Raw genomic sequence first — 23065 nt, 5'->3', positions numbered from 1 at the left:
TTCTGTTCACGCAACAGTTGATTGCTTGATGTCGATCGTGACCGGTGAATGGAGCGTCGTGAACAACAGCGGGCTGGCTTCGCAGGTGGGTTCCCAATTCGGTCCATACCGGTTGCTCCGGCTGCTGGGGCGAGGCGGTATGGGTGAGGTCTATGAGGCCGAAGACACCCGCAAGCACCGATCGGTTGCACTGAAGCTGATCGCCCCCGTGCTGTCGAACAATCCGGCGTTCCGAAGCCGGATGCAGCGTGAGGCCGACGCGGCGGGCCGACTGACCGAGCCGCATGTGGTGCCCATCCACGACTACGGCGAGATCGACGGACAGATGTTCGTCGAGATGCGGCTGATCGACGGCAACGACCTCGGCATGGAGTTGCAGCGCTCCGGCCCGCTGGCCCCGGCGCGAGCGGTGGCGGTGATCGAACAGGTGGCCGCCGCCTTGGACGCCGCACACGCCGGCGGAATCACCCATCGCGACATCAAGCCGGCGAACATCCTGCTCACCCGGGATGATTTCGCCTACCTGGTCGATTTCGGCATTGCCCGCGCCGCGGCAGATCCCGGCCTGACCCAGACCGGGATGGCGCTGGGCACCTACAACTACATGGCGCCAGAGCGGTTCAGTGGGGCCGAAGTCGACTACCGTGCCGACATCTATTCGCTGGCCTGTGTGCTGAGCGAGTGTCTGAGCGGTGTGCAGCCGTACCGGAGCGAGACCATTGAACGACTGATCGCCTCACATCTGATGGAGCCCGCCCCGCGGCCCAGTCAGCTGCGGCCGGGCCTGGTGCCGATCGCATTGGACCAGGTGATCGCCAGGGGGATGGCGAAGAATCCGCGGGAGCGATTCAGCAGCGCCGGCGACCTGGCCCGTGCCGCGCACGACGCGCTGACCACCGCGGAGCAGCATCAGGCCGCGATGATCGTGCAGCAGGGTGGCGTGGCTACCCGAATGGCCAGCTCCGTCGGCGCTGCCACCAACGGCGGCGGGAGCTCTCCCGCCTCCGGGTACCGGCAGCAGTCGGTCGGCTACGAGCACCGCGGCTACGAACCGAACTCTTACGACCAGCCGCAGGATCAGACGCAGATGCGGCCCGCCATCACCGGTTGGCGGGACCGGCCGGCGCAGCAGTCCCCGGCTGCCGCACCGGTATTCGCCGCCGAGGCAAAGAACCGCGGCGACCGCCGATGGCTGGTGCCGGCCGCGGCAGCCGCGGCGCTGCTGGTCGCAGTCGGCGTGGGTGGTTACGCGGTCACCCACCGCTCGGATACGTCCCCCGCGGCGTCGGCGTCGGCGAATGGGCAGAGTGTGCTGCCCTTGGACGGTCTGAGCTTCCGGTTGTCCCCGGGCGGGTTGGCGTTGGACAGTAGCGGAAACGTCTACGTCACCAACCAGAGCATGTACGGCCGGGTGGTGAAGCTGGAACCGGGATCGAACGCCCCGGTGATGCTGCCGTTCACCGGGCTCTACGAACCGCAAGGCGTAGCCGTCGATCGGGCCGGTGCGGTGTACGTCACCGACTTCAACAATCGGGTGGTGAAGCTGGACCCGGATTCCAATGTTCAGTCCGAGCTGCCGTTCACCGGGCTGAACTATCCGGAAGGCCTGGTGGTGGACAACGACGGCAGCGTCTACGTCGCCGACCGGGGTAACAACCGGGTGGTCAAGTTGCCCGCCGGAGCCGACACCCAGGTGGTGCTGCCGTTCGCCGGGCTGCACAACCCCGACGACGTGGCTCTCGACTCCGCCGGCAACGTCTACGTCACCGACACCGACAATGATCGGGTGGTGCGGCTTGCGGCCGGATCCAACACCCAGAGCGTGCTCCCGTTCACCGGTCTCGATGCCCCGTGGGGCGTCACCGTTGACGGTGCCGGCAACGTCTTCGTCACCAACCACAGCAGCCACGCCGTGCTGAAGCTGGCCGCCGGGTCCAATACCCAGACAAAGCTGCCGTTCACCGGCCTGAACACCCCGCTGCAGGTCGTGGTTGGTCCGGACGGCACCCTCTACGTCGCCGACCGGGGCAACAACCGGGTGGTGAAACTGGTGGGGGGCACTGAACCGCGGGGTTGATGCCGCGGTCCCAGCTTCGCCTCTCCTTCGTCGAGCCTCGCTGAACCGCGGGGCTGATGCCGCGGTCCCAGCTTCGGCTCTCCTTCGTCGAGCCTCGCTGAACTGCGGGGCTGATGGGTCAGCGGTCGTGGACCGAGGTGAGCCGAGTCGCCACGGCTGCCACGATCGCGCTGATTGCGACCAGGATGATCAGCGTCAGCGCCGCACCCCAGACTCGGGCAGCCCCGGCCGCCTGCGGGTTCCCCAGCTCGGAATAGATCAGCAGCGGCAGCGAGGCCATGTTCTCGTGAAAGATGTCGAAGTTGATCGACCGGCTGTAGCCCACCAGCACCAGCACGGGGGCGGTCTCACCGATGATCCGGGCGATCGACAAGAAAATTCCCGACAGAATGCCCGAGAGCGCGGTGGGAATGACGATGCGCAGGATCGTCTTCCATCGCGGCACCCCCAGTGCGTAACTGGCCTCCCGCAGTTCGTCGGGGACCAGGCGCAGCATCTCCTCGGTGGAGCGCACCACGATCGGCAACATCAGCAGAGCCAGCGCCAGCGACACCGCGAACGCGCTCTGCTCGAATCGCAGGGTGGCGATCCACAGGCTGAAGACGAACAGTGACGCCACGATCGAAGGCACCCCGGCGAGCACGTCGACCATGAAGGTGGTCAATCGCGCCCATCGGCCGCCGCCGTACTCGATCAGGTAGATCGCCGTCATCAGCCCCAGCGGTACCGCCAACACGGCGGCTACCCCGGCCTGCACCAGGGTGCCGTACAGCGCGTGATACACCCCGCCGGCGAATTCTTCGGGCAGGACGCCGCGTAGTGAGTGCGTCCACCAGCTCAGACTGGCGATCGCGTGCCAACCGCGGGCCACCACGACCCAGAGCAGCCAGACCAACGGGATCGCCGCGACGCCGAACGAGGAATAGAACGCCGCCGTGGCGATCTTGTCCGTCACCCGGCGCCGCATGCTGAGGTGATGGCGAGGTGACACCGACGGTTTGACCGGTGCGTCGAGCAGTTGGGCTGTCATCCGTTGACCTTGCCGCCGGCCACCGCGCGGGCGGCGGCGTTGACGAAGAACGTGAGCGCGAACAATGCGAACCCCGCAGCGATGTAGGCGCCGGTCGGCAGCGGGGCACTGAACTCCGCGGCCGCCGAGGCGATTTTGGATGCGAACGTGTACCCGCCGTCGAACAGCGACCAATTCCCGGGCTGTGCGGCGGCCCGCAGAATGATCAGCATCGCGACCGTCTCGCCCAGCGCCCGGCCCAGGCCCAGCATCGCCGCGGCGATCACGCCGCTGCGGCCGTAGGGCAGCACCGCCATGCGGACCACCTCCCACCGGGTGGCTCCCAGGGCCTGGGCGGCTTCGATGTGGGCGAAGGGGGTCTGGCGGAATACCTCCCGCGAGACCGAGGTGATGATCGGCAGGATCATCACGGCCAGCACGATTCCCGCGGTGAAGATCGTGCCGCCGCCGGCCAGCGACACATTGCCCTTATGGAACAGGAACAGCCAGCCGAAGTGGCTGCGCAGGAAGCGCATCATCGGCACCAGCATCGGTGCCAGCACGAAGATTCCCCAGAGGCCGAAGATGATGGACGGCACCGCCGCCAGCAGGTCGATCACCACGGCAAACGGTCGGGTCAGCCGCCGGGGCGCGTACTGGGTGAGGAAGACCGCGATACCGACCGAAATCGGCACCGCCAGCGTCAATGCGAATACCGAGCTCAACACCGTGACCATCAGCAGGTCCCGGATGCCGAACGACAGGTGGTCGGGATCTCCTGTGCGGAACTCCGGGCTGGTGAAGAAGTTCGCCTCGTTGGCGAGCAACGACGGGAAAGCGCGCACCAGCAGGAAGATCGCGATCAGCGCGATCGCCACCACCACTGTCGATCCGGCCGAGACCGCGGCCGCCCGGAACAACCGCTCGCCTCGCGACGAGCGGTTGTTCATCAGCGGCGTCGATGGATTCCCGGGGGTCACGAGATGGCGTCGACCGCGGACGCCAGGCGAGCCTTGAAAGCCTCGGGGATCGGCACGTAACCGTTGTCGGCCAGACCGCTCTGGCCCGCGCCGATGGTGGACTTCAGGAACAACCGCACCGCCGTGCCGACGTCGGCGTCCGGGTACTTCGAGCACACCACCTCGTAGGTGGCGAGCACGATCGGGTACGAGCCGGTCTGAGTCGGCTGGTAGAACGACGCCGTGTCGAGTACCAGGTCGTTGCCTTGCCCCTTGATGGTGGCGCCGGCGATGGTCTTGCCGACCGACTCGGTGCTGATCGCGACCGGGTCGGGACCGGCGGAGGTGACGATCTGGGCGGTGGACAGATTCTTGGCCTGGGCGAATGACCATTCGTTGTAGGTGATCGCCCCCTCGGTGGCCGCGATGGCTCCGGCCGTGCCGTCATTGCCCTTGGCCCCTTCGCCGACGCCACCGTTGAAGGACTTTCCGGCGCCCTTGCCCCAGGCCCCACCGGAGGCGGCATCCAGGTACTGCTGGAAGTTGTCGGTGGTCCCGGACTCGTCACTGCGGAACACCACGTGGATCGGCTGGGCGGGCAGCGTGGCCGTCGGGTTGAGCGCCTTGATCGCCGCGTCATCCCAGCTGGTGATGGTGCCGTTGAAGATCTTCGCGGCGGTCGGGCCGTCGAGGATCAGATTGTCGACGCCGGGGATGTTGTAGGTGATCGCGATCGGACCGAACACCACCGGCAGGTTCCATGCCGGGGACCCGCAGCGCTGCTGCGCCTCGGCGTAGTCGTCGGCGCCCAGCGGGACGTCGGAGCCGGCGAAGTCGGTCTGGCCGCCGACGAACTCCCGGATACCGGCGCCCGATCCGTTGGCAGTGTAGTTGACGTTGTGGTCCGAACACTCGTCGATGAACGCCTTGACGAACCGGGCCATCGCGTTCTGCTGGGCGGTCGAGCCGCTGGCTTTGAGCGTTTCCGTGCCGCCGCAGTTTCCGCCGGCGGCCGCCGAGCCCGAGGTGGTCTTCTCCGCGGTGTCGGTGTTCTTGTCGCTGCCGCACCCGGATAACACCAACGCGCCGGTCGCCACAATGCCCAGCGTCGCACCAATTCCGTTCAGTTTCACATTGCCCTTTCGCACACAAATTAGGGTGATGGCCGCTGGTGCGGCATCACCGGATAAACCCGGCCGCCAATTCCCAACAATTGCGTGCGATCCGGGTTACTTCCCATTTAATGCGGTGAACGCAGGTTACGCTACGGTGAACGGCCATGATCTAACGGTGGAATTCTGGTGGAATTCTGATGACGTCGATATGGACTGGCTAAAAGCCAGATGACAGGCAAGCCGACCCAGCCCGTATGCTTCGCGAAGTGGTCGAACCGTCCGTCGCGCAGCTGCGCACGCTCCTCGACGAGCTGACCGTTCGGGACGCGGTCTATTTCGGCCGGCGCCTGAAGGACCTGCGCGGCGCAAAGCCGGAGCAGTTGCGAAAGCTGGCGCAGCGGATGGACGAGGCGCAGGCACTGGTGGCCGCGCGGCGCGCCGCGGTGCCGGATGTCCGCTATCCCGACCTGCCGGTCAGTAGCCGCCGCGACGAGATCGCCGCGGCGATCCGGGACCACCAGGTCGTGGTGGTGGCCGGCGAGACCGGTTCCGGTAAGACCACCCAGTTGCCCAAGATCTGCCTGGAACTGGGCCGCGGTATCCGCGGCACCATCGGCCACACCCAGCCGCGGCGGCTGGCCGCCCGCACCGTTGCTCAGCGCATCGCCGACGAACTGGGCAGCCCGCTCGGCGATGTCGTCGGGTATGCGGTCCGGTTCGCCGACCGGGTGTCGACGCGCACGTGCGTCAAACTGATGACCGACGGTATCCTGCTCGCCGAACTCGAACGGGACCGTCGGCTGCTGCGCTACGACACGCTGATCATCGACGAGGCCCACGAGCGCAGCCTCAACATCGACTTCCTTCTCGGCTACCTGCGGGAGTTGTTGCCGCGCCGCCCGGACCTGAAGGTGATCATCACCTCGGCCACCATCGAACCCCAGCGTTTCGCAGCGCACTTCGCAGATGGGCACGGCGGGGGAGCGCCGATCGTCGAGGTGTCCGGCCGCAGTTACCCGGTGGAAATCCGTTATCGCCCATTGGAGCTGCCGGTCGACTCGGCCGCCGGTGATGACCCGGACGACCCGGATCACGAGATCATCCGCACCGAGACCCGCGACGAGATCGAGGCGATCGTCGACGCGGTGCACGAACTGTCCGCCGAACCACCCGGCGATATCTTGGTGTTCCTGTCCGGCGAGCGCGAGATCCGCGACACCGCAGAGGCCCTCGGCGGTTTGGTCAACACCGAGGTGCTGCCGCTGTATGCGCGGCTGTCCACCGCCGAACAGCAGAAGGTATTCGCCCCGGCGCGCGCCGGCAGACGGATCGTGTTGGCCACCAACGTGGCTGAGACATCGCTGACCGTGCCGGGCATCCGCTACGTGATCGACCCGGGCAATGCGCGCATCTCGCGCTACAGTCGCCGGCTGAAGGTTCAGCGGCTGCCGATCGAGCCCATCTCGCAGGCCTCCGCCGCCCAGCGCAGCGGCCGGTGCGGCCGTACCGCGCCCGGGGTGTGCATCCGGCTCTACAGCGAAGCCGACTTCGACACCCGCCCGCGCTACACCGATCCCGAGGTGCTGCGCACCAACCTGGCCGCGGTGCTGCTGCGGATGGCGTCGCTGCGGCTCGGTGCGGTGGAAGACTTCGGTTTCCTCGACCCGCCCGACTCGCGCAGCATCCGCGACGGGGTCGCGCTGCTGGTCGAGCTCGGCGCGTTCAATGCGCAGGGTGCGATCACCGATGTCGGGCGCCGGCTGGCCCGGCTGCCGGTGGACCCGCGGCTGGGCCGGATGATCCTGGCCGCCGAGACCGAGGGCTGTGTGCGCGAGATGCTGGTGCTCGTCGCCGCCCTGACCATTCCCGACCCGCGGGAGCGGCCGGTCGATCGGGAGGAGGCGGCCCGGGCCAAGCATGCCCGGTTCGTCGACGACGATTCCGACTTCACCGCCTACCTCAACCTGTGGTCGTATCTGTCAGAGCAGCGTAAATCTCTGAGCGGCAGCGCATTTCGGAGGATGTGCCGCAATGAGTTCCTGCACTACCTGCGGATCCGGGAATGGCAGGACCTGGTGGGCCAGCTGCGCAGCATCGCAGCCGATATCGGCATCCGTGAATCCGGCGAGCCGGCCCAGCCGGCTGCCATCCACGCCGCACTGCTGGCCGGGTTGTTGTCGCACGTCGGAATGCGACGCGATGACGGCCGCGAGTTCGCCGGCGCGCGCAACTCGAAATTCGTGCTGGCCCCCGGTTCGGTGCTGGCCAAACGACCACCACGCTGGACGATGGTGGCTGAGCTGGTGGAGACCAGCCGGCTGTTCGGGCGTACCGCTGCGCGCATCCAACCCGAAACCGTCGAGCGGGTCGCGGCAGACCTGGTGCAGCGCAGCTACAGCGAACCGCACTGGGACGCCAAGCGCGGCGAGGTGATGGCCTTCGAAAAGGTGACGCTCTACGGGCTTCCGCTGGTGGCGCGCCGCCGGGTCGGCTACGCCCGAGTGGAGCCGGCGGCGGCCCGTGAACTGTTCATCCGGCATGCGCTGGTGGAGGGCGACTGGGCAACCCGGCACCGGTTCCTGGCCGACAACGCCGCGCTGCGTGACCAACTGCAGGAGCTGGAAGACCGGGTCCGGCGTCGCGACCTGATCGTCGACGACGACACCGTCTACGACCTCTACGAGGCCCGCATTCCCGCCGAGGTGGTCTCGGCGCGGCACTTCGACGGCTGGTGGAAGAAGCAACGGCAGGCCACGCCCGACCTCCTGACGTTCACCCGCGACGAGTTGCTGCGCACCGACGAGACACTCGGCGCCGACCGGCCGGACAACTGGGCGACCGCGGATCTCGCGTTGCCGCTGACCTACCGCTTCGAGCCGGGCGCCGCCGACGACGGCGTCACCGTCCACGTACCGATCGATGTGCTGGCACGCCTCGGCGGTGACGAGTTCGCCTGGCAGGTACCGGCGCTGCGCGAAGAGCTGATCACCGCGCTGATCCGGTCCCTGCCCAAAGATCTGCGACGCAACTTCGTCCCGGCCCCCGACACCGCCCGCGCGGTGCTGTCGGCAATCGGGCCGGAAGGCGAACCACTGCTGGAGGCGCTGGTCCGCGAACTGCGTCGCCGCACCGGCGTGCTGGTGCCGATCGACGCCTTCGACCTGGCCAAACTGCCCGCTCACCTGCGGGTCACCTTCGCCGTCGAGGCCGCCGACGGCACCGAAGTGGCTCGCGGCAAAGACCTCGGCGCCTTGCAGGACCGACTGGCGACGTCCGCCCGCGAGGCGGTCGCCGATGCGGTCGGCGCCGAACTGGAGCGCAGCGGGCTGCGCAGCTGGCCGGACGACCTGGACACGTTGCCGCGCGCCGTGCAGCGGGTGGTGGCCGGGCGCGCCGTTCGTGGCTTCCCGGCTTTCGCCGACGCCGGCGCCACCGCGCAACTGCGGGTGTTCTCCACCGAGGCGCAGCAGCGGTCCGCGCTGGGGCCCGGTATCCGCCGGCTGCTGCGCTGTGACATTCCTTCGCCGGTCAAAACGGTTGAACGTCAGCTGGATTCGCAGACACGTCTGATGCTCAAGGCGAACCCGAACGGGTCGTTGGCGGCGCTCATCGATGACTGCGCCGACGCCGCGACCGACGCGTTGACGCCGGCGCCGGTGTGGACCCGCGACGAGTACATCGCACTGCGGAACCGGGTGGCCGCCGCGCTGGTCCCCACCACCGCCGATGTGGTGACGCGGGTCGCGCAGGTGCTGGCCGCTGCCCGGGACACCCAAGTGGCGCTACCGGCGCAGGCGCCGGCCGGCCAGGCCGAGGCGATCGCCGATATCGCCGGCCAGTTGGACGCGCTGCTGGCGCCCGGGTTCGTCACCGCGACCGGCCGGGCACATCTGGGGGACCTCACCCGCTATCTGACCGCCATCCGCCGCCGGGTGGAGCAGCTGCCCCGCGCACTGCAGGCCGACCGGGAACGGATGGCCCGGGTACAGGCGGTGCAGGACGCCTACCAGGACCTTTTGTCGGCCCTGCCCACGGCGCGCCATCGCGACAACGACGTGCGCGACATCGCCCGCCAGATCCAAGAGCTACGGGTGAGTCTGTGGGCGCAACAGCTCGGCACCCCACGCCCGGTCAGCGAACAGCGCATCTACCGGGCGATCGACGCACTACTCGCTTGACGGCAGGGTGTGCTCGTCGGGGAACTTGCCGGTGGCCTGGAAGATCACCCGGCGAGCGACCTCGACGGCGTGATCGGCGAACCGCTCGTAGAACCGGCCCAGCAGCGTCACGTCCACGGCGGCGGCCACCCCGTGCCGCCACTCCTTGTCCATCAGCACCGAGAACAGATGCCGGTGCAGGTCGTCCATCGCGTCGTCTTCTTCGCGGATCCGGGCGGCTTTCTCCGGGTCGCGCGACAACAGCACCTCTTGGGCGCTGTTGCCCAACTCGACTGCAAGCCTGCCCATTTCGGCGAAGTAGCCGTTCACCTCTTCGGGCAGTGCGTGCTGCGGATGACGGCGGCGGGTGATCTTGGCGACGTGCAGGGCCAACGCGCCCATCCGGTCGATGTCGGCCACCATCTGAATGGAGCTGACGATGGCTCGCAGATCCCCGGCGACCGGGGCCTGCAACGCCAACAGCACGAAGGAGCTTTCCTCGGCGCGGGTACTCATTGCGGCGATCTTCTCGTGATCGGTGATCACCTGCTCGGCCAGCATCAGGTCGGCTTGCAGCAGGGCCTGAGTGGCGCGTTCCATTGCTGCCCCGGCCAAGCCGCACATCGTGCCGAGCTGTTCAGCCAGATCCGAGAGTTGCTCGTGGTACGCGGTTCGCATGCCCTCAAGACTAACCGTGGACCGCGATTCGCGCGGGTTGGGCGGAAGCGGCGCTACTCGCAGGTGGTGTCGGCGGCGTTGGTGACGGTCAGATCGTCGGGCAGTTCGGTCGGCTCGACGCTGGCGCCGCGGTTGAGTTGCACGCTGACCTGCGAGCCGCTGGCCGCGGGCTTGGTCACGGTGCGGAAGTCCGATCCCAGGACAACGCGGACGATGCTGCCCAGCCCGCTGACTCTCTCGATCGGTGCGCCCGACAGCGCCGAGGACACCGTGGCGGCGGCCTGCTCGTTTCCGGGGGAGTACAACACTTTGGTGGACTTCACGGTGCCGGGGTAGTCGTCGGCGTTGTCGACGTTGAAGCCCCACTGTTGCAGGCCCTCGGAGGTGGCGCCGGCCAGGCCGGACTGCTCGGTGGCGTTGGACACCCGCACCGTGACATCGGCGGGTGAGGTCGTGACCGCGTGCACCTGCTCGCTCAGCGGCTTGGGTGCCGGGGCGGCCGGTGACCCGGGCAGGGACGTGGACGGGGTCGTGGGACTGGCTGCCGCCGTGGTCGGGACCGAGGTCGCGTTGTGGTCGTTCTCGCCGGGCAGGGGGTCGTCGTTGATGATGGCGTCGAACAGTGCCCGCACGTCGTCCATCCGGGGGACCTCGTCGCCGTTCTCATCGGTCTCGCTGGTTGGCACCGTGACGAAGGTGATGTGCCCGGCGGCGACCTTCTGCAACGACTGGCCGAGGTTCACCAGGTCCTTGGTGGTGACGTTGTCCACCGAGCTGTCGCCGATGAACATGTTGACCACATTGTTGAGCTTGGTCGGCGAGAAGAAGGTGTTGGTGGAGATCAACGAACGCAGCAGCGACGACAAGAACAGCTGCTGGCGTTTGATGCGGCCGTAGTCGCCGTTGTCCTCGGTGGTGACGTGTCGGGCCCGCACGTAGTTCAGCGCGGTCCCGCCGTTGACGCGCTGGCGGCCGGAGTCCTCCAGGACGCTGCCCAGTACAAGGTCGTACAGCGGGCTGGGGGTGCACACCTCGACGCCGCCGAGCGCGTCGACCATCTTGCCGAACCCGACGAAGTCGACGGCCATGAACCGGTTGATCGCCAGCCCGGACAGCTTCTGGATCTCCTTGACCAGACACTTCGGTCCGCCGAAGGCGTAGGTCGAGTTCAGCTTCGTCTCGGTGTAGACGATGTCGTCGCTGTAGGTTCCGGTTTCCTCGTCGTAGATCGGTCCGTAGGCGCCGGTCACGGAGTTCCAGGCCTCGCACTGGATCGGGGTGATCGCCAGGTCGCGCGGGAACGACACCACCACCACGCGTTTACGGTTCGCCGGGATGTTGACCAGCATGATGGTGTCGGAGCGCGCTCCTTCGGCGTCCTCGGTGCTCCCGGCGCCGATATCGCTGTTGGCGCCGGCGCGAGTGTCCGCGCCGACGATCAGGAAGTTCTCGTCGCCGTATTGGCCCGCCGCATCGAGAATGTCGTGCGAGTTGGGGTCCAGCGCGCTGATGTGGTTGAGGCTGCGGTTTTTCGACGAGCTCCACTGCCAGGCCGAACCCGTCAGCACCAGGGCCAGAATCGCCATCATGGCGGCGACCGCCCGGCCCGCGAGCTTCGCGCGGTGGTGGGGCCCGTGCGGGACCGGTTCGGCGTCCGCCGGGCCGGTGTGGCGAGGCGGGTCGATCCGCGCCGGCGGCATCTCGGTGGTGCGCGCCCACTCGTCTTCGTCGGGGGCGACGGCCGGCAGCAGTGACGTGCCGTGAATACGGTCGAGGTCGGGTACTTCCGACGGGTAGGCCACTTCGGCGATGTCGGGCATCGGGGCCGGTGCATCGGCGAGGTCGAGCGCCGGCACATAGCGGGCTTCCGGTTCGGATACCGAAACGGGCCCGACGGGCTCGGGTGCTTCGGGAACTGACGGTGAGTCCGGGATGGTCCGGCGTTGGCTGCGCCCGCCGGACGGCGGGGCGTCCGCGTTGACCCTGGCGATCAGTTCAGCAACGCTCACCGAGCCGTTGCCACCGTTGCGGCGACGCGACCCGCTTCGCCGACGGGGGGCGTCGTCCGAGGACGGGTTCTGCCAGCGTTCCCAGGGTGCGGGGCCGGGCGGCGTCATCGTCATCAGCTGATGGTCGCCGTCGTCGTCATTGCCCTCCGGCGCCCAGCGGCCAGGAGTGGCGTTATCGCCGTCACTCATGTCCTCAGGGGCCTCCGAGTCCTTGGTCCCGGCGCGCGTCGCTCGCACGTCGGCGCGATGCGGATGATCGGCATTGGTCTCCGCACCTGCGTCTGCCCCCGCAGGGACAATCCCTGCCTGGGGCAATAAGGTACTTATTCTACTGAGAACTTGCCAGACACGCGATGTCGACAAAGTCTCATTTCAGCCACCCGAGTGCATAATGTCCGCCCCGGTTGGCACCGCACAGTCATCGGGATCCTCCAACCACCCTTCAGGCAGGCTGACTTTGGCCGGCGACCCCTGGCGTCCCCGAGGGCCGGTGGCGGCAGCGGGGAAGGGGACCGATCCGTTCAGCTGCCTCAGCAATTCGTCGAGCTCGGAGAGCGTGGTCACCATCGCCAGCTCGCGCCGCAGCCCGGAACCGGCGGGGAATCCGTGCAGGTACCAGGCGACGTGCTTGCGGATCTCGCGCATGCCCTTGTCCTCGCCGAAATGCCGCGCCAGCAGCTCGCCGTGGCGCCGGATGATGTCGGCGACTTCGCCCAGCGTGGGTGGGGTGGGGGCGGGCCGGCCCGCGAAAGCGGCCGAGAGCTCGCCGAACAACCACGGGCGCCCCAGGCAGCCGCGTCCGATCACCACGCCGTCGCAACCGGTCGCCGCCATCATGGCCAGGGCGTCGCCGGCCTCGAAGATGTCGCCGTTGCCCAGCACCGGGATCGAACGGACCTGCGCCTTGAGCGCCGCGATCTGCTCCCAGTCGGCGGTGCCGGAGTAGCGCTGAGACGCGGTCCGGGCGTGCAGGGCCACCGCCGCGGCACCCTCGGCCTCGGCGATGCGCCCGGCGTCCAGATGGGTGTGGTGGGCGTCGTCGATGCCGATCCGGAATTTCACGGTCACGGGAATGTCGGTGCCGGCCGTGCCCCGCACCGCTGCGGCGACGATGTTGCCGAACAGCCGGCGCTTGTAGGGCAGTGCCGACCCGCCGCCCAGGCGGGTCACCTTCGGCACCGGACAGCCGAAATTCATGTCGATATGGTCGGCGAGTCCCTCGTCGGCGATCATCTTCGCCGCGGCGTAGGTGGTGTCGGGGTCCACGGTGTAGAGCTGCAGCGAGCGTGGTGACTCGTCCGGCGCGAACGTCGTCATGTGCAGGGTGGCGGGGTGCCGTTCGACGAGCGCGCGTGCGGTCACCATCTCGCACACGTAGAGCCCGCTGACCGTTCCGGCCCGGGACTGCTCCAGCTCGCGGCAGAGCGTGCGGAATGCGACGTTGGTCACGCCGGCCATCGGGGCCAGCACCACGGGGCTGGCGAGCTCGATCGACCCGATCCGCAGCGTCCGCTGCTCGTCAGTTACGACGCTGATGGCTCCAACACCTTCTTGGCGGCACGCTTCTCGGCCATCTTGGCCTCCCGCTCGAGCCGGCGCTGCTTGGCCAGCTCGAACTTCTCGCAGGTGTCGTCCAGCTCGGCGACGATCTTGGCGATCTCCTCCTGGTAGCGAGCCGCTTCGCCGGTGAAGTCGCGTTCGAGGATGCCCCACTTCTTCAGCACCGGCATCACCACGTCGTCGCGGTGGATGATCGGGTCGTAGACACCGCCGACCGCGATGATCACGGCCTTGCGGCGGAACTCCGGGACCACGAATCCGGGCATCTGGAAATTGGCCAGCACCCGGTGCAGCGAACGCATCGCCTGTTCCGGCGCGATGTCGAAGCCGACGGCGCTGATGTCCCGGTAGAAGATCATGTGCAGGTTCTCGTCGTGCGAGATCCGCGCCAGCAGCTGGTCGGCGATGGGGTCATTGCAGGCCTGGCCGGTGTTGCGGTGCGAGATCCGGGTCGCCAGTTCCTGGAAGCTCACATAGATCACCGAGTCGAACAGGCTCTCGGCGAACAGGTCGTCTTGGACCTGGTGGTTCTGGCCGGGGCTGAAGCCGCGGTTGACGGTCTCCATCCGCAGCGTTTCCAGTTCGATGGGATCGCAGTTGCGGGTGACCACCAGGTAGTCGCGCAGGGCGATGCCGTGGCGGTTCTCCTCGGCCGTCCAGCGGTTGACCCAGGTGCCCCAAGGGGCGTCCATGGTGAAGTTCATCGCGATCTCGCGGTGGTACGAGGGCAGGTTGTCCTCGGTCAGCAGGTTCTGCACCATTGCTGTCCGGGCGACCTCGGACAGCTTGGACTGCTCAGGATGCCAGTCCTGCCCGCCGAGCGCGTAGTAGTTCTTGCCTTCGGACCAGGGGATGTAGTCGTGGGGGTTCCAGTCCTTGGCCATGGAGAAGTGTCGGTTGATGAGTTTCTCTACGACGGGCTGGAGCTCGTGCAGCAACTCCAGGTCGGTCCATTCCCGCGTCATGCCAGCTCCCCAGATATCTGTGTCGACTAGTTGCAGGCAATATATCTGTGTCTGTCGGTAGCATCAAGTTTTTGCTGCGCGTGTTTGGCTGTGAGCTTGTGACCCCGGCCTAGCGCGCGATCTGCGCATTGAGCAGCATGTCGACGCAGAAGTCGATGAATTGCTCGCGGCCCGCCTTGAGCTGGCCGTTCAGGTAAGCGGCGAACAGGGTGGTCAGGGCGCCGATCAGCCCGGTCGCCACCATCTGCTGGAGCGCCGAATCGCCGATTCGAGTAAGGGTGCGCTGCAGCATCTCGATGAAGTCCGGCATCCACTTGGCGCCGGCGTTGGACAGGATCGGCTCGCTCTCCGGGGCCAGCAGCAGCACCCGACCGCGTGCCGGGTCGTCGACCATCAGAGTGACGAAGCATTCCACGGCCTCGCGGGGAGTGCGGGCCGACAGCAGTGCCGCCAAGGCCCGGGTGCACACGTCGTCGTATACCTCGCGCACGAATTCGTCACGGTCGGCGAAGCTCTCGTAGAAGTAGCGTTCGGTCAGCCCGGCCGCACGACAGACCGATCGGATGGTCAGCGTCGGCCCGCGTTCGTCGCCGAGGAGTTGCACGCCGACGGCGAGAAATTCGTCTCGGCGCAGGGCCTGGCGCTCTGCGAGCGGGACTCCGGTCCAGCGGCCCGGGCGTTGACTGGAAGACACTTCGCATCTCCTCGGGGTCGTTCTGACAACGCACGTAGTCAAAATTGGCGACGCTCGATGTGAATCTCCATCATGACTCAAGGGGGATGTCGCGATTGCTCGCCCCGCCGGGAGGCGGCGGCGCCGCGGAACCGGGATGGGCCGGGCGACGCCGCGTTGGTCCAGACAATAAGGCCGGCGGACCTGACGGCTCCGCTCTTGACTCTGCGCTTGCCGCTGCGGAATAGTATTCTTCAGAACGAAGAATGACATATGTTGTCCGGACAAATTCGCGATCTCAGTCCCTACCGGGAGTGCGGATTGCAGTCTGTGCCAGGTGAAAGCGGGTTATGGCGGATCACTCCACTCCCCCCAGCCTGTCGAGCGATCTCAGCCTCAGCCTTGCGGGCCGGATCGTGGTGGTGGCGGGTGCCGGCGGCGGCGGCATCGGCACGACGGTCACCACGATGGCCGCGCAGGCCGGCGCCACCGTGGTCGCGGTGAGCCGCTCGCCGGAAAACCTCGACGAGCACGTCGCGCCGTTGGCGGACCGTGGCCTGCCGGTGATACCCGTGGCGGCCGACGTATCGACCGACGAGGGCGTCGCCACGGTGCTGAAAGCTGCGCAACGCGCCGACGGGCGGCTCTACGGCCTGGTCAACGTCGCCGGTGGTGCCGAGCCGGCGACCTGGATGCCGTCCACCAGGGTGGCCCGCACCGAGTGGCGAAAGATCTTCACGAACAACCTGGAAACCGCGTTCTTCATGAGCCGTGCCGTCGCCGCCGAACTGGTCGCTGCGCAGCGGCCGGGCTCGATCGTGTCGATCTCCTCGATCAGCGGGATGAACACCGCGCCGTTTCACATCGCCTATGGCACCGCAAAAGCCGCGATCGTCGCGATGACCCGCACCATGGCCGTCGAGTTGGCGGCGGCCGGGATCCGCGTCAACGCGGTGGCCCCGGGAGTCACCAACACCGCTGCCTCGGCTACCTACACCGACGCCGACCCCGACCGCGACTTGCAGGCGATCGCCATGGGACGTCGCGGGCGGCCCGAGGAACAGGCCGGGCCGATCCTGTTTCTGCTCTCGGACCTGGCCAGCTACATCACCGGGCAGACCTTGCTGGTCGACGGCGGGCTCAATCTCAAATGGAGTCACCTCGACGCCGACAACACCTCCCTGTTCCTCAAGGACGACACCTTCCGTGCTGCGATAAGGAGGATGTGATGACCGATCCGGTCCAGAGTTCAGATGAAGAACTCGCAAACCCGGTCACGATCGGTGTCGAGGCCTACATATCGGAGAGCTACGCCCGTGCCGAGCGAGACAAGTTGTGGCGCAAGGTGTGGCAGCAGGTCGGGCGGGTCGAAGACCTGCCGGAGGTGGGCAGCTACCTCACCTACGACATCCTCGACGACTCGATCATCGTCGTCCGAAGCGGACCGGACACCTTTCACGCGCATCACAACGTCTGCATGCACCGCGGCCGCCGACTGGTCGACACACCCGCCGGGGCTAAGAACGCCTGCGCCCGCACCCGCAAGTCGTTCGTCTGCGGATTCCACGGCTGGACGTACGGACTTGACGGCGCCTGCACCCACATTCGCGAACAGGATGACTGGCAAGGCACTCTGACGCCCGCGAACACCCATCTGGGTCCGGTGCGGGTCGATACCTGGGGCGGCTGGCTCTGGATCAACATGGATCCCGACTGCGAGTCGCTGGCGGACTACCTGTTCCCGGCCGCGAAGATCCTCGAACCGTTCGGCCTGGAGAACATGCGCTACAAGTGGCGCAAATGGCTTGATTTCGACTGCAATTGGAAGGTCGCCATGGAGGCCTTCAACGAGACCTACCACGTCTACACCACCCATCCGGAGTTCAACAGGTTCGGTGAGTTCAAGGGCTGGGCCCGGGTGCAGGGCAAGCACAGCAACCTCGGCTACGACGCTCCCGACGATCTGGAGGCGACGAAGTCGAAGATCCGGCTGGGGACCGGCGCCGATCCACGGGTGTCGACGGCGGAGATGCAGGTCTACACCATGGAGGAGACCAACGCCACCACCACCGCGACCCTGGTGAACGCCGCCAAGCGCCTGGTCGACGAGCTGCCCGAGGGCACCCCGGCCGATAAGGTCCTCGAACACTGGCTGGCCTCGGCCCGCCGGGACGACGAGGCCCGCGGGGTCATCTGGCCGACGATTCCTCCCGACGTGCTCGGCCAGGCCGGCACCGCCTGGCAGATCTTCCCGAACTTCCAGATCGGCCAGGGCCTGACCAGCGCGCTGTGTTACAGCGCCCGGCCGCATCCGAGCTACAACCCCGACAAGTGCATCTTCGAGGTCTCGGTGTTCGAACTCTTCCCCAAAGGCGAAGAACCGCAGACCGAGTGGGAGCACACCCCGGTCGGCGACCCGAACTGGCGATCGGTGCTGCCGCAGGACTTCTCCAACATGGCCGCGGTGCAGCAGGGGATGAAATCCCTTGGCTATCCCGGCGCAAAGCCCAACCCGTACCGCGAGCGCGCCATCGTCAACCTGCACCACCAGTTGTCGAAGTACATGGGCGCCGGCGCGCCTCGAGAAATCCCGACAGGAAAAGATCGATGACGGACTGCCCGCCGACCCAGACGCCGGACGACTTCGACATCGACGCGCTGCGGGAGAAATACGCCGTTGAGCGGGCCAGACGTCTTCGCTCCGACGGCTCCAGTCAGTACCTCGAACTCAAGGATGACTTTGTGGAGTTCGCCGAGGTCGATCCACACACCGCGGTGACTCCACGTGAACCCATCGATGCCGACGTCGAGGTCGTAGTCCTCGGCGGTGGCATCGCCGGACTGCTGGCCGGCGCCTACCTGAAGAAGGCCGGCGTGGCCGACGTGCGGGTTATCGAGATGGGCGGCGATTTCGGTGGTGTCTGGTACTGGAACCGATTCCCGGGCATCCAGTGCGACAACGACGCGTACTGCTATGTCCCGATGCTCGAAGAGCTCGACTTCATCCCGTCCAAGAAGTTCGCCGACGGCGCCGAGATTTTCCAGCATTGCCAGAACATCGGAAAGCACTTCGGCCTCTATGACGGGGCGATCTTCTCGACCCAGGTGCGCACCGTCCGCTGGGACGAGGAGATCAAGCGCTGGCGGCTGACGACGAACCGGGGCGACGACCTGCGGGCGCGTTTCGTGGTGATGGCGCAGGGCTCCTACAACCGGCCCAAGTTGCCCGGCATCGCCGGCATCAAGGACTTCATGAACGCGGGCGGTCACGTCTTCCACTCGGCCCGCTGGGATTACGACTACACCGGCGGCGACGCGAACGGTGGCCTGCACAAGCTCGCCGACAAGCGGGTGGCTCTGGTCGGCACCGGCGCGACTGGCGTGCAGCTGGTACCGCACCTGGGGCGGGATGCCAAGCAGCTCTATGTTTTCCAGCGCACACCGTCGTCGGTGGACTTTCGCGGCAACGAGCCCACCGACCCGCAGTGGGCCGCGTCGCTGCAGCCGGGCTGGCAGGCCGAACGCAAGCGTAACTTTCACCGCTGGTCGCCGTTCGAGGGCGTGGTGTTCGACGCCCCGGATATGGTGTGCGACTTCTGGACCGAGTTGGGTCGCAACCTGACCGCTCGCATCGGCGCCAGCCCCGACCCGACGGCCCTGGGGGTCGAGGAGATCATGGCGATGCGGGAGGAGGAGGACTACAAGATCATGGAGCGGCTGCGCCGCCGGATCGACGACATCGTCGAGGATCCGCAGACCGCTGAGGCGCTCAAGCCGTACTACCGGTTCATGTGCAAACGCCCGACCTCCAGTGACACCTACCTGCCCGCGTTCAATCGGCCCAACGTCACGCTGGTCGACGTTGCCGACTCCAAGGGCGTCGAAAAGCTCACGGAGAAGGGCATTGTCGCGGGTGGCGTCGAGTACGAGGTCGACTGCGTCATCTTCGCCAGCGGTTTCGAGATCTCCACGGAGATCAGCCGTCGGTACGCGATCGACGTCATCGAGGGCCGCGACGGGGTGTCGCTGTTCGACCACTGGCGCGACGGGCACCAGACCCTGCACGGGATGACCAGCCGCGGGTTCCCCAACCAGTTCCACACCGGCTTCATCCAGGGCGGGGTGTCGGCCAATACCACCGCGATGTTCGAGCAGCAGGCCGAGCACATCGCCTACATCATCGCCGAGGCTCTCAACCGGGGAGCGACGGTCGTCGAGCCCAGCCAGGAGGGTCAGAATGCCTGGGTCAACACCATCCGGGAGCTGGCCTTCGACAACTCGGCATTCGACTTGTCCTGCACGCCTGGCTATTACAACAACGAGGGCCGTGGATTCGGCGACGCCAGTCGCTCTTTCCTGGGCGAGGTCTACTCGCCGGGCTTCTACGCCTTCGACGATCTGTTGAAGCAGTGGCGCGACGCCGGCGACCTGAACGGCATGGATCTGCGATGACGCAGGCGCTTCGGTTCGACGGCCGTGTCGCCGTCGTGACCGGTGCCGGGCGCGGACTGGGCCGCGCCTACGCGCAGCTGCTGGCGCAGCGCGGAGCCGCCGTCGTCGTCAATGACACCGGTGCCGACCTCACCGGTGACGGAGTACGGCAGGACCCGGCCGAGCGGGTCGCCGCCGAAATCCGCGATGCGGGCGGTGCGGCGGTGGCCTGTACCGCGTCGGTCGCCACACCCGACGGCGGCGAGGCGATCATCGGCGCTGCGCTGGAGCGCTACGGGCGGGTCGACATCGTGATCCACAACGCCGGAAACGTCCGCCGGGCCCCGTTACGCGAGATGAGTTCGGCGGACTTCGACGCGGTCCTCGACGTGCACCTGCGTGGCGCGTTCCATGTGGTGCGGGCGGCCTTCGGCGCCATGTGTGACGCAGGCTACGGTCGCATGGTGCTGACCTCATCGATCGGCGGCATCTACGGCAATGCCGAGGTGGCCAACTATGCGGCCGCGAAGGCGGGCGTGATCGGCCTGAGCAACGTGGCGGCGCTGGAAGGCGCGACTCACGGCGTCCGGTGCAACGTGGTGGTCCCGGCGGCGGTCACCCGGATGGCCGACGGCATCGACACCTCCGCATACCCACCGATGGAACCCGAACTGGTGGCGCCGCTGGTCGGCTGGCTGGCGCACGAATCCTGTTCGGTCACCGGCGAAGTGCTGATCGCCCTGGCCGGGCGGATAGCCCGGGCCGCGCTGGTGGAGAGCCCCGGCGTGTACCAACCGTCCTGGACGATCGAGGACGTCGACGCGCGGATCGAGGCCATCCGCGACATCACCGAACCGGTGATCTTCCCGGTGGTGCCCGACGGGCACGCCGCGCACATCCGGTACAGCTTCGGGATGGCCCAGACAGACGGAACCCAGTAGTCGAAGGAGTGTTGTGATGCGCGAATACACCCAGTTCTACATCGACGGCCGGTGGGTGGACCCGGTCGAGCTCAAAACGCTCGACGTCGACAACCCGGCCACCGAAAAGGTCTGCGGGAAGATCGCGCTCGGCTCGGCGGCCGACGTCGACCTCGCGGTCGCCGCGGCCCGGCGGGCGTTCGCCAGTTGGTCGCAGAGCAGCCGGGCGGAGCGGCTGGACCTGCTGCAGTCGATCCTGGCCGAGTACCAGCGGCGCAGCGGCGACCTGGCCGACGCGGTGAGCGAGGAGATGGGGGCGCCGCCCGCGCTGGCCGCCGGAGTGCAGGTCAACCTTGGGGCCGGTCACCTTGTCACGGCAATCGACGCACTGAAGAACTTCTCGTTCAGCGAGCAGCGCGGCGACACCCTGGTGGAGCGCGAGCCGATCGGGGTATGCGGTCTCATCACACCGTGGAACTGGCCGCTGAACCAGATCGCGGTGAAGGTCTACCCGGCGTTGTCCACCGGCTGCACCATGGTGCTCAAACCCTCTGAGGTCGCGCCGTTCTCGGCTTACATCTTCACCGAGATCATGGACGCGGCAGGCGTGCCGGCCGGCGTATACAACATGGTCAACGGCGACGGCCCCGGGGTGGGCGTGGCGCTGTCGCGGCACCCGGACGTCGACATGGTGTCGTTCACCGGCTCTACCCGTGCCGGCGTCGCGGTGGCGGAGAACGCTGCCCCGACCGTGAAGCGGGTGACCCAGGAGCTGGGCGGCAAGAGCGCCAACATCGTGCTCGACGACGACGCCTTCGTCGACAGCGTCACCGCCGGGGTGTCGACCATGATGGTCAACTCCGGGCAGAGCTGTAACGCGCCGTCACGGATGCTGGTGCCGAACTCCCGGATGGACGAGGCCATCGCGATCGCCCGTGCGGTCGCCGAGCAGGTGAAGGTCGGTGACCCGGCCGATCCGAAGGCGATCGGTCCCGTGGCGTCAGCGGCGCAGTTCGCCAAGGTGCAGGGCCTGATCGAGCAGGGCATCGCCGAGGGCGCGACGGTCGCCGCGGGCGGCGCCGGCCGGCCGACTGGGCTCGACACCGGTTACTTCGTCCGGCCGACGGTCTTCGCGCACGTGACGAATCAGATGACGATCGCGCGCGAAGAGATCTTCGGCCCGGTGCTGTGCATCCTCGGCTATGACGACCTCGATGAGGCTGTCGAGATCGCCAACGACACCGAGTACGGTCTGGCCGGCTACGTCTCAGGCGCCGACATCGACGCCGCGCGCGGAATCGCGCGCCGGATCCGGGCCGGCTGGGTCGCGATCAACCACGCCTTCGACCTGAACGCACCGTTCGGCGGCTACAAGCGCAGCGGCAACGGTCGCGAGTGGAGCGACGCCGGATTCCACGAATACCTGGAGACCAAGAGCACTTTGGGCTGCGGGGTGGCTGGCTGAGGGCGGCCCGCCGCCCTATTCGTAGTGCACGGTGATCGAGCCGCCCTCGGGCACACCCTGGCAGGTCAGTATGTAGCCGTCGGCGACCTCGTCATCGTCGAGCACGGTGTTGTTGAGCATGGTCGCGCTGCCCTCGGTGATCTGGGCGATGCAGGTGCCGCAGTTGCCCGCCTCGCAGGAGAACGGGGGCGCCAGCCCGGCGCGCCGGGCGCTCTCCAGCAGTGTCTCGCGGGCGACCCGCGGCACCGACGCCTTCTGGCGCCCGAGGTGGATCGTCACCGTCCCGGTCACCTCGGCGTCGGTATCGGGTGCCGAGGCGGCCGGCGCCGGCGCGGTCGCCACGTCGAAGTCCTCGACGAACAGGCGGCCCGGGCCGGGCCAGGCTGCGCGCACCACGTCCATGAATCCGGCCGGTCCGCACACGTAGCAGTCCGCGCCGGTGTCGTCGCCGACGAATGCCGTGACCGCCGCGGCGTCGAGCAGGCCGTCGTCGGCGTCGCGATGCCGCTGCACCGACAGCCGGCCGGGGTAGCGGGCGGCGAGTTCGTCCAGGGTGCGCTCGAAGATCGCCGCGGACGCGTCCCGATCGGCGCAGAGCAGCCGCACGGCGCGGTCGGTGGTCGCCAGCGCACTCTTGGCCAGCGACAGGATGGGCGTGATCCCGCTGCCTCCGGAGAACGCGAGCAGCGGCGCCGTCGACTCCTGAAGGCAGAAGATCCCGGCCGCTCGGGTCATCACCAGCTCGTCGCCTTCGGCGACGTTGTCCAGCAACCAGTTCGACACCTTGCCGCCGGGAACACGCTTGACCGTGGTCATCAGCTCGGAATCGGACTCCGGAGCGCTCGACATCGAGTAGGACCGGTAGAGCTCCTCACCGTCGACCCGTACCTGGAATGTCGAGTACTGACCGGCCCGGTAGGAGAACGGTGGCTCATGGGGCGCCAGCACGAAGGTGTAGGCGTCGGCGGTCTCCTTGACGATGCGCGTCACGGTCGCTCGCTGGAATACATGAGTGACCGCCATGCCCACCCCTTCCGGTTTGCGTTC

At 67.4% G+C, this 23065-nt stretch carries 17 protein-coding genes; 8 read left to right on the top strand and 9 right to left on the bottom strand.

Annotated elements, in window-relative coordinates; translation table 11 throughout:
• The first annotated feature begins 28 nt into the window (after positions 1-28).
• Positions 29-2077, top strand: a complete 2049-nt coding sequence (locus tag K3U94_RS23785; RefSeq protein WP_230987243.1) for a serine/threonine-protein kinase PknD — start codon at positions 29-31, stop codon at positions 2075-2077.
• Between the two features lie 118 nt (positions 2078-2195).
• On the opposite strand, the gene pstA is transcribed toward K3U94_RS23785, so the two are convergent.
• Genes pstA through pstS form a run of 3 tightly spaced genes read right to left on the bottom strand, consistent with a single transcriptional unit; the run spans position 2196 to position 5178 of the window.
• Complete coding sequence (gene pstA / locus K3U94_RS19985; RefSeq protein WP_220694807.1) at positions 2196-3107, bottom strand: phosphate ABC transporter permease PstA; 912 nt, start codon at positions 3105-3107, stop codon at positions 2196-2198.
• Entirely contained in the window at positions 3104-4036 is a 933-nt protein-coding gene (gene pstC / locus K3U94_RS19980; RefSeq protein WP_220694806.1) for a phosphate ABC transporter permease subunit PstC, read from the bottom strand. Before pstC ends, pstA begins: the two co-directional genes overlap by 4 nt.
• A 26-nt stretch (positions 4037-4062) precedes the next feature.
• Entirely contained in the window at positions 4063-5178 is a 1116-nt protein-coding gene (gene pstS / locus K3U94_RS19975; protein WP_220696884.1) for a phosphate ABC transporter substrate-binding protein PstS, read from the bottom strand.
• A 28-nt stretch (positions 5179-5206) separates the two neighbouring features.
• Between pstS and K3U94_RS19970 the strand changes: the two genes are divergently transcribed.
• On the top strand, positions 5207-5392 hold the full coding sequence (locus K3U94_RS19970; protein ID WP_220694805.1) for a hypothetical protein: 186 nt from the start codon (positions 5207-5209) through the stop codon (positions 5390-5392).
• A gap of 22 nt (positions 5393-5414) precedes the next feature.
• On the top strand, positions 5415-9338 hold the full coding sequence (gene hrpA / locus K3U94_RS19965) for an ATP-dependent RNA helicase HrpA (protein WP_220694804.1): 3924 nt from the start codon (positions 5415-5417) through the stop codon (positions 9336-9338).
• On the opposite strand, the gene phoU is transcribed toward hrpA, so the two are convergent.
• From phoU to K3U94_RS19940, 5 genes are all read right to left on the bottom strand, one after another.
• On the bottom strand, positions 9327-9995 hold the full coding sequence (phoU, locus tag K3U94_RS19960) for a phosphate signaling complex protein PhoU (protein WP_047318210.1): 669 nt from the start codon (positions 9993-9995) through the stop codon (positions 9327-9329). The two genes, hrpA and phoU, sit on opposite strands and share 12 nt — an antisense overlap.
• Positions 9996-10048: 53 nt before the next feature.
• Positions 10049-12193 (bottom strand): LCP family glycopolymer transferase, encoded by a 2145-nt coding sequence (locus K3U94_RS19955; RefSeq protein WP_220694803.1) that lies wholly within the window; start codon positions 12191-12193, stop codon positions 10049-10051.
• Positions 12194-12376: 183 nt separating this feature from the next.
• Positions 12377-13510 (bottom strand): tRNA dihydrouridine synthase DusB, encoded by a 1134-nt coding sequence (gene dusB / locus K3U94_RS19950; protein ID WP_220696883.1) that lies wholly within the window; start codon positions 13508-13510, stop codon positions 12377-12379.
• A 17-nt stretch (positions 13511-13527) separates the two neighbouring features.
• The gene (locus K3U94_RS19945; protein WP_047318211.1) at positions 13528-14529 is read right to left on the bottom strand and encodes an acyl-ACP desaturase; all 1002 of its coding nucleotides are present in this window, start codon (positions 14527-14529) and stop codon (positions 13528-13530) included.
• A 109-nt stretch (positions 14530-14638) separates the two neighbouring features.
• A complete protein-coding gene (locus tag K3U94_RS19940; RefSeq protein WP_220694802.1) occupies positions 14639-15223 on the bottom strand; it encodes a TetR/AcrR family transcriptional regulator in 585 nt (194 codons plus the stop codon).
• Positions 15224-15552: 329 nt separating this feature from the next.
• Between K3U94_RS19940 and K3U94_RS19935 the strand changes: the two genes are divergently transcribed.
• The 5 genes from K3U94_RS19935 to K3U94_RS19915 are packed head-to-tail and all read left to right on the top strand — an operon-like array spanning position 15553 to position 22018.
• A complete protein-coding gene (locus K3U94_RS19935) occupies positions 15553-16431 on the top strand; it encodes an SDR family NAD(P)-dependent oxidoreductase (protein WP_230987240.1) in 879 nt (292 codons plus the stop codon).
• On the top strand, positions 16431-17813 hold the full coding sequence (locus tag K3U94_RS19930; protein ID WP_220694801.1) for an aromatic ring-hydroxylating oxygenase subunit alpha: 1383 nt from the start codon (positions 16431-16433) through the stop codon (positions 17811-17813). The genes K3U94_RS19935 and K3U94_RS19930 overlap by 1 nt, the downstream gene beginning before the upstream one ends.
• On the top strand, positions 17810-19654 hold the full coding sequence (locus tag K3U94_RS19925; RefSeq protein WP_220694800.1) for a flavin-containing monooxygenase: 1845 nt from the start codon (positions 17810-17812) through the stop codon (positions 19652-19654). The genes K3U94_RS19930 and K3U94_RS19925 overlap by 4 nt, the downstream gene beginning before the upstream one ends.
• Positions 19651-20574: an SDR family NAD(P)-dependent oxidoreductase gene (locus K3U94_RS19920; protein ID WP_220694799.1), complete on the top strand. Its 924-nt coding sequence runs from the start codon at positions 19651-19653 to the stop codon at positions 20572-20574. The genes K3U94_RS19925 and K3U94_RS19920 overlap by 4 nt, the downstream gene beginning before the upstream one ends.
• 16 nt (positions 20575-20590) lie before the next feature.
• Positions 20591-22018 carry an aldehyde dehydrogenase family protein gene (locus K3U94_RS19915; RefSeq protein WP_220694798.1) on the top strand — a complete coding sequence of 476 codons (1428 nt, stop codon included), beginning with the start codon at positions 20591-20593 and terminating at the stop codon, positions 22016-22018.
• Between the two features lie 15 nt (positions 22019-22033).
• Here K3U94_RS19915 and K3U94_RS19910 read toward each other — a convergent pair whose 3' ends face one another.
• Positions 22034-23041: a ferredoxin--NADP reductase gene (locus K3U94_RS19910; protein ID WP_220694797.1), complete on the bottom strand. Its 1008-nt coding sequence runs from the start codon at positions 23039-23041 to the stop codon at positions 22034-22036.
• Positions 23042-23065 lie beyond the last annotated feature (24 nt).

Origin of the sequence: Mycolicibacter heraklionensis (assembly GCF_019645815.1) — a bacterium.
In the GTDB taxonomy this organism is placed as follows: domain Bacteria; phylum Actinomycetota; class Actinomycetes; order Mycobacteriales; family Mycobacteriaceae; genus Mycobacterium; species Mycobacterium heraklionense.
Note: the sequence above shows the minus strand (reverse complement) of the source record. Positions and strands in the feature narration are given on the sequence as shown.

Coding starts and splice junctions, on each gene's coding strand:
- K3U94_RS19925 (WP_220694800.1), top strand. CDS start 17,810: ATGACGGACTGCCCGCCGACCCAGACGCCGGACGACTTCGACATCGAC.
- K3U94_RS23785 (WP_230987243.1), top strand. CDS start 29: ATGTCGATCGTGACCGGTGAATGGAGCGTCGTGAACAACAGCGGGCTG.
- phoU (WP_047318210.1), bottom strand. CDS start 9,995: ATGCGAACCGCGTACCACGAGCAACTCTCGGATCTGGCTGAACAGCTC.
- K3U94_RS19930 (WP_220694801.1), top strand. CDS start 16,431: ATGACCGATCCGGTCCAGAGTTCAGATGAAGAACTCGCAAACCCGGTC.
- K3U94_RS19955 (WP_220694803.1), bottom strand. CDS start 12,193: ATGAGTGACGGCGATAACGCCACTCCTGGCCGCTGGGCGCCGGAGGGC.
- K3U94_RS19945 (WP_047318211.1), bottom strand. CDS start 14,529: ATGACGCGGGAATGGACCGACCTGGAGTTGCTGCACGAGCTCCAGCCC.
- pstC (WP_220694806.1), bottom strand. CDS start 4,036: ATGAACAACCGCTCGTCGCGAGGCGAGCGGTTGTTCCGGGCGGCCGCG.
- pstA (WP_220694807.1), bottom strand. CDS start 3,107: ATGACAGCCCAACTGCTCGACGCACCGGTCAAACCGTCGGTGTCACCT.
- K3U94_RS19910 (WP_220694797.1), bottom strand. CDS start 23,041: ATGGCGGTCACTCATGTATTCCAGCGAGCGACCGTGACGCGCATCGTC.
- K3U94_RS19920 (WP_220694799.1), top strand. CDS start 19,651: ATGACGCAGGCGCTTCGGTTCGACGGCCGTGTCGCCGTCGTGACCGGT.
- hrpA (WP_220694804.1), top strand. CDS start 5,415: ATGCTTCGCGAAGTGGTCGAACCGTCCGTCGCGCAGCTGCGCACGCTC.
- K3U94_RS19915 (WP_220694798.1), top strand. CDS start 20,591: ATGCGCGAATACACCCAGTTCTACATCGACGGCCGGTGGGTGGACCCG.
- K3U94_RS19970 (WP_220694805.1), top strand. CDS start 5,207: ATGGCCGCTGGTGCGGCATCACCGGATAAACCCGGCCGCCAATTCCCA.
- K3U94_RS19935 (WP_230987240.1), top strand. CDS start 15,553: ATGGCGGATCACTCCACTCCCCCCAGCCTGTCGAGCGATCTCAGCCTC.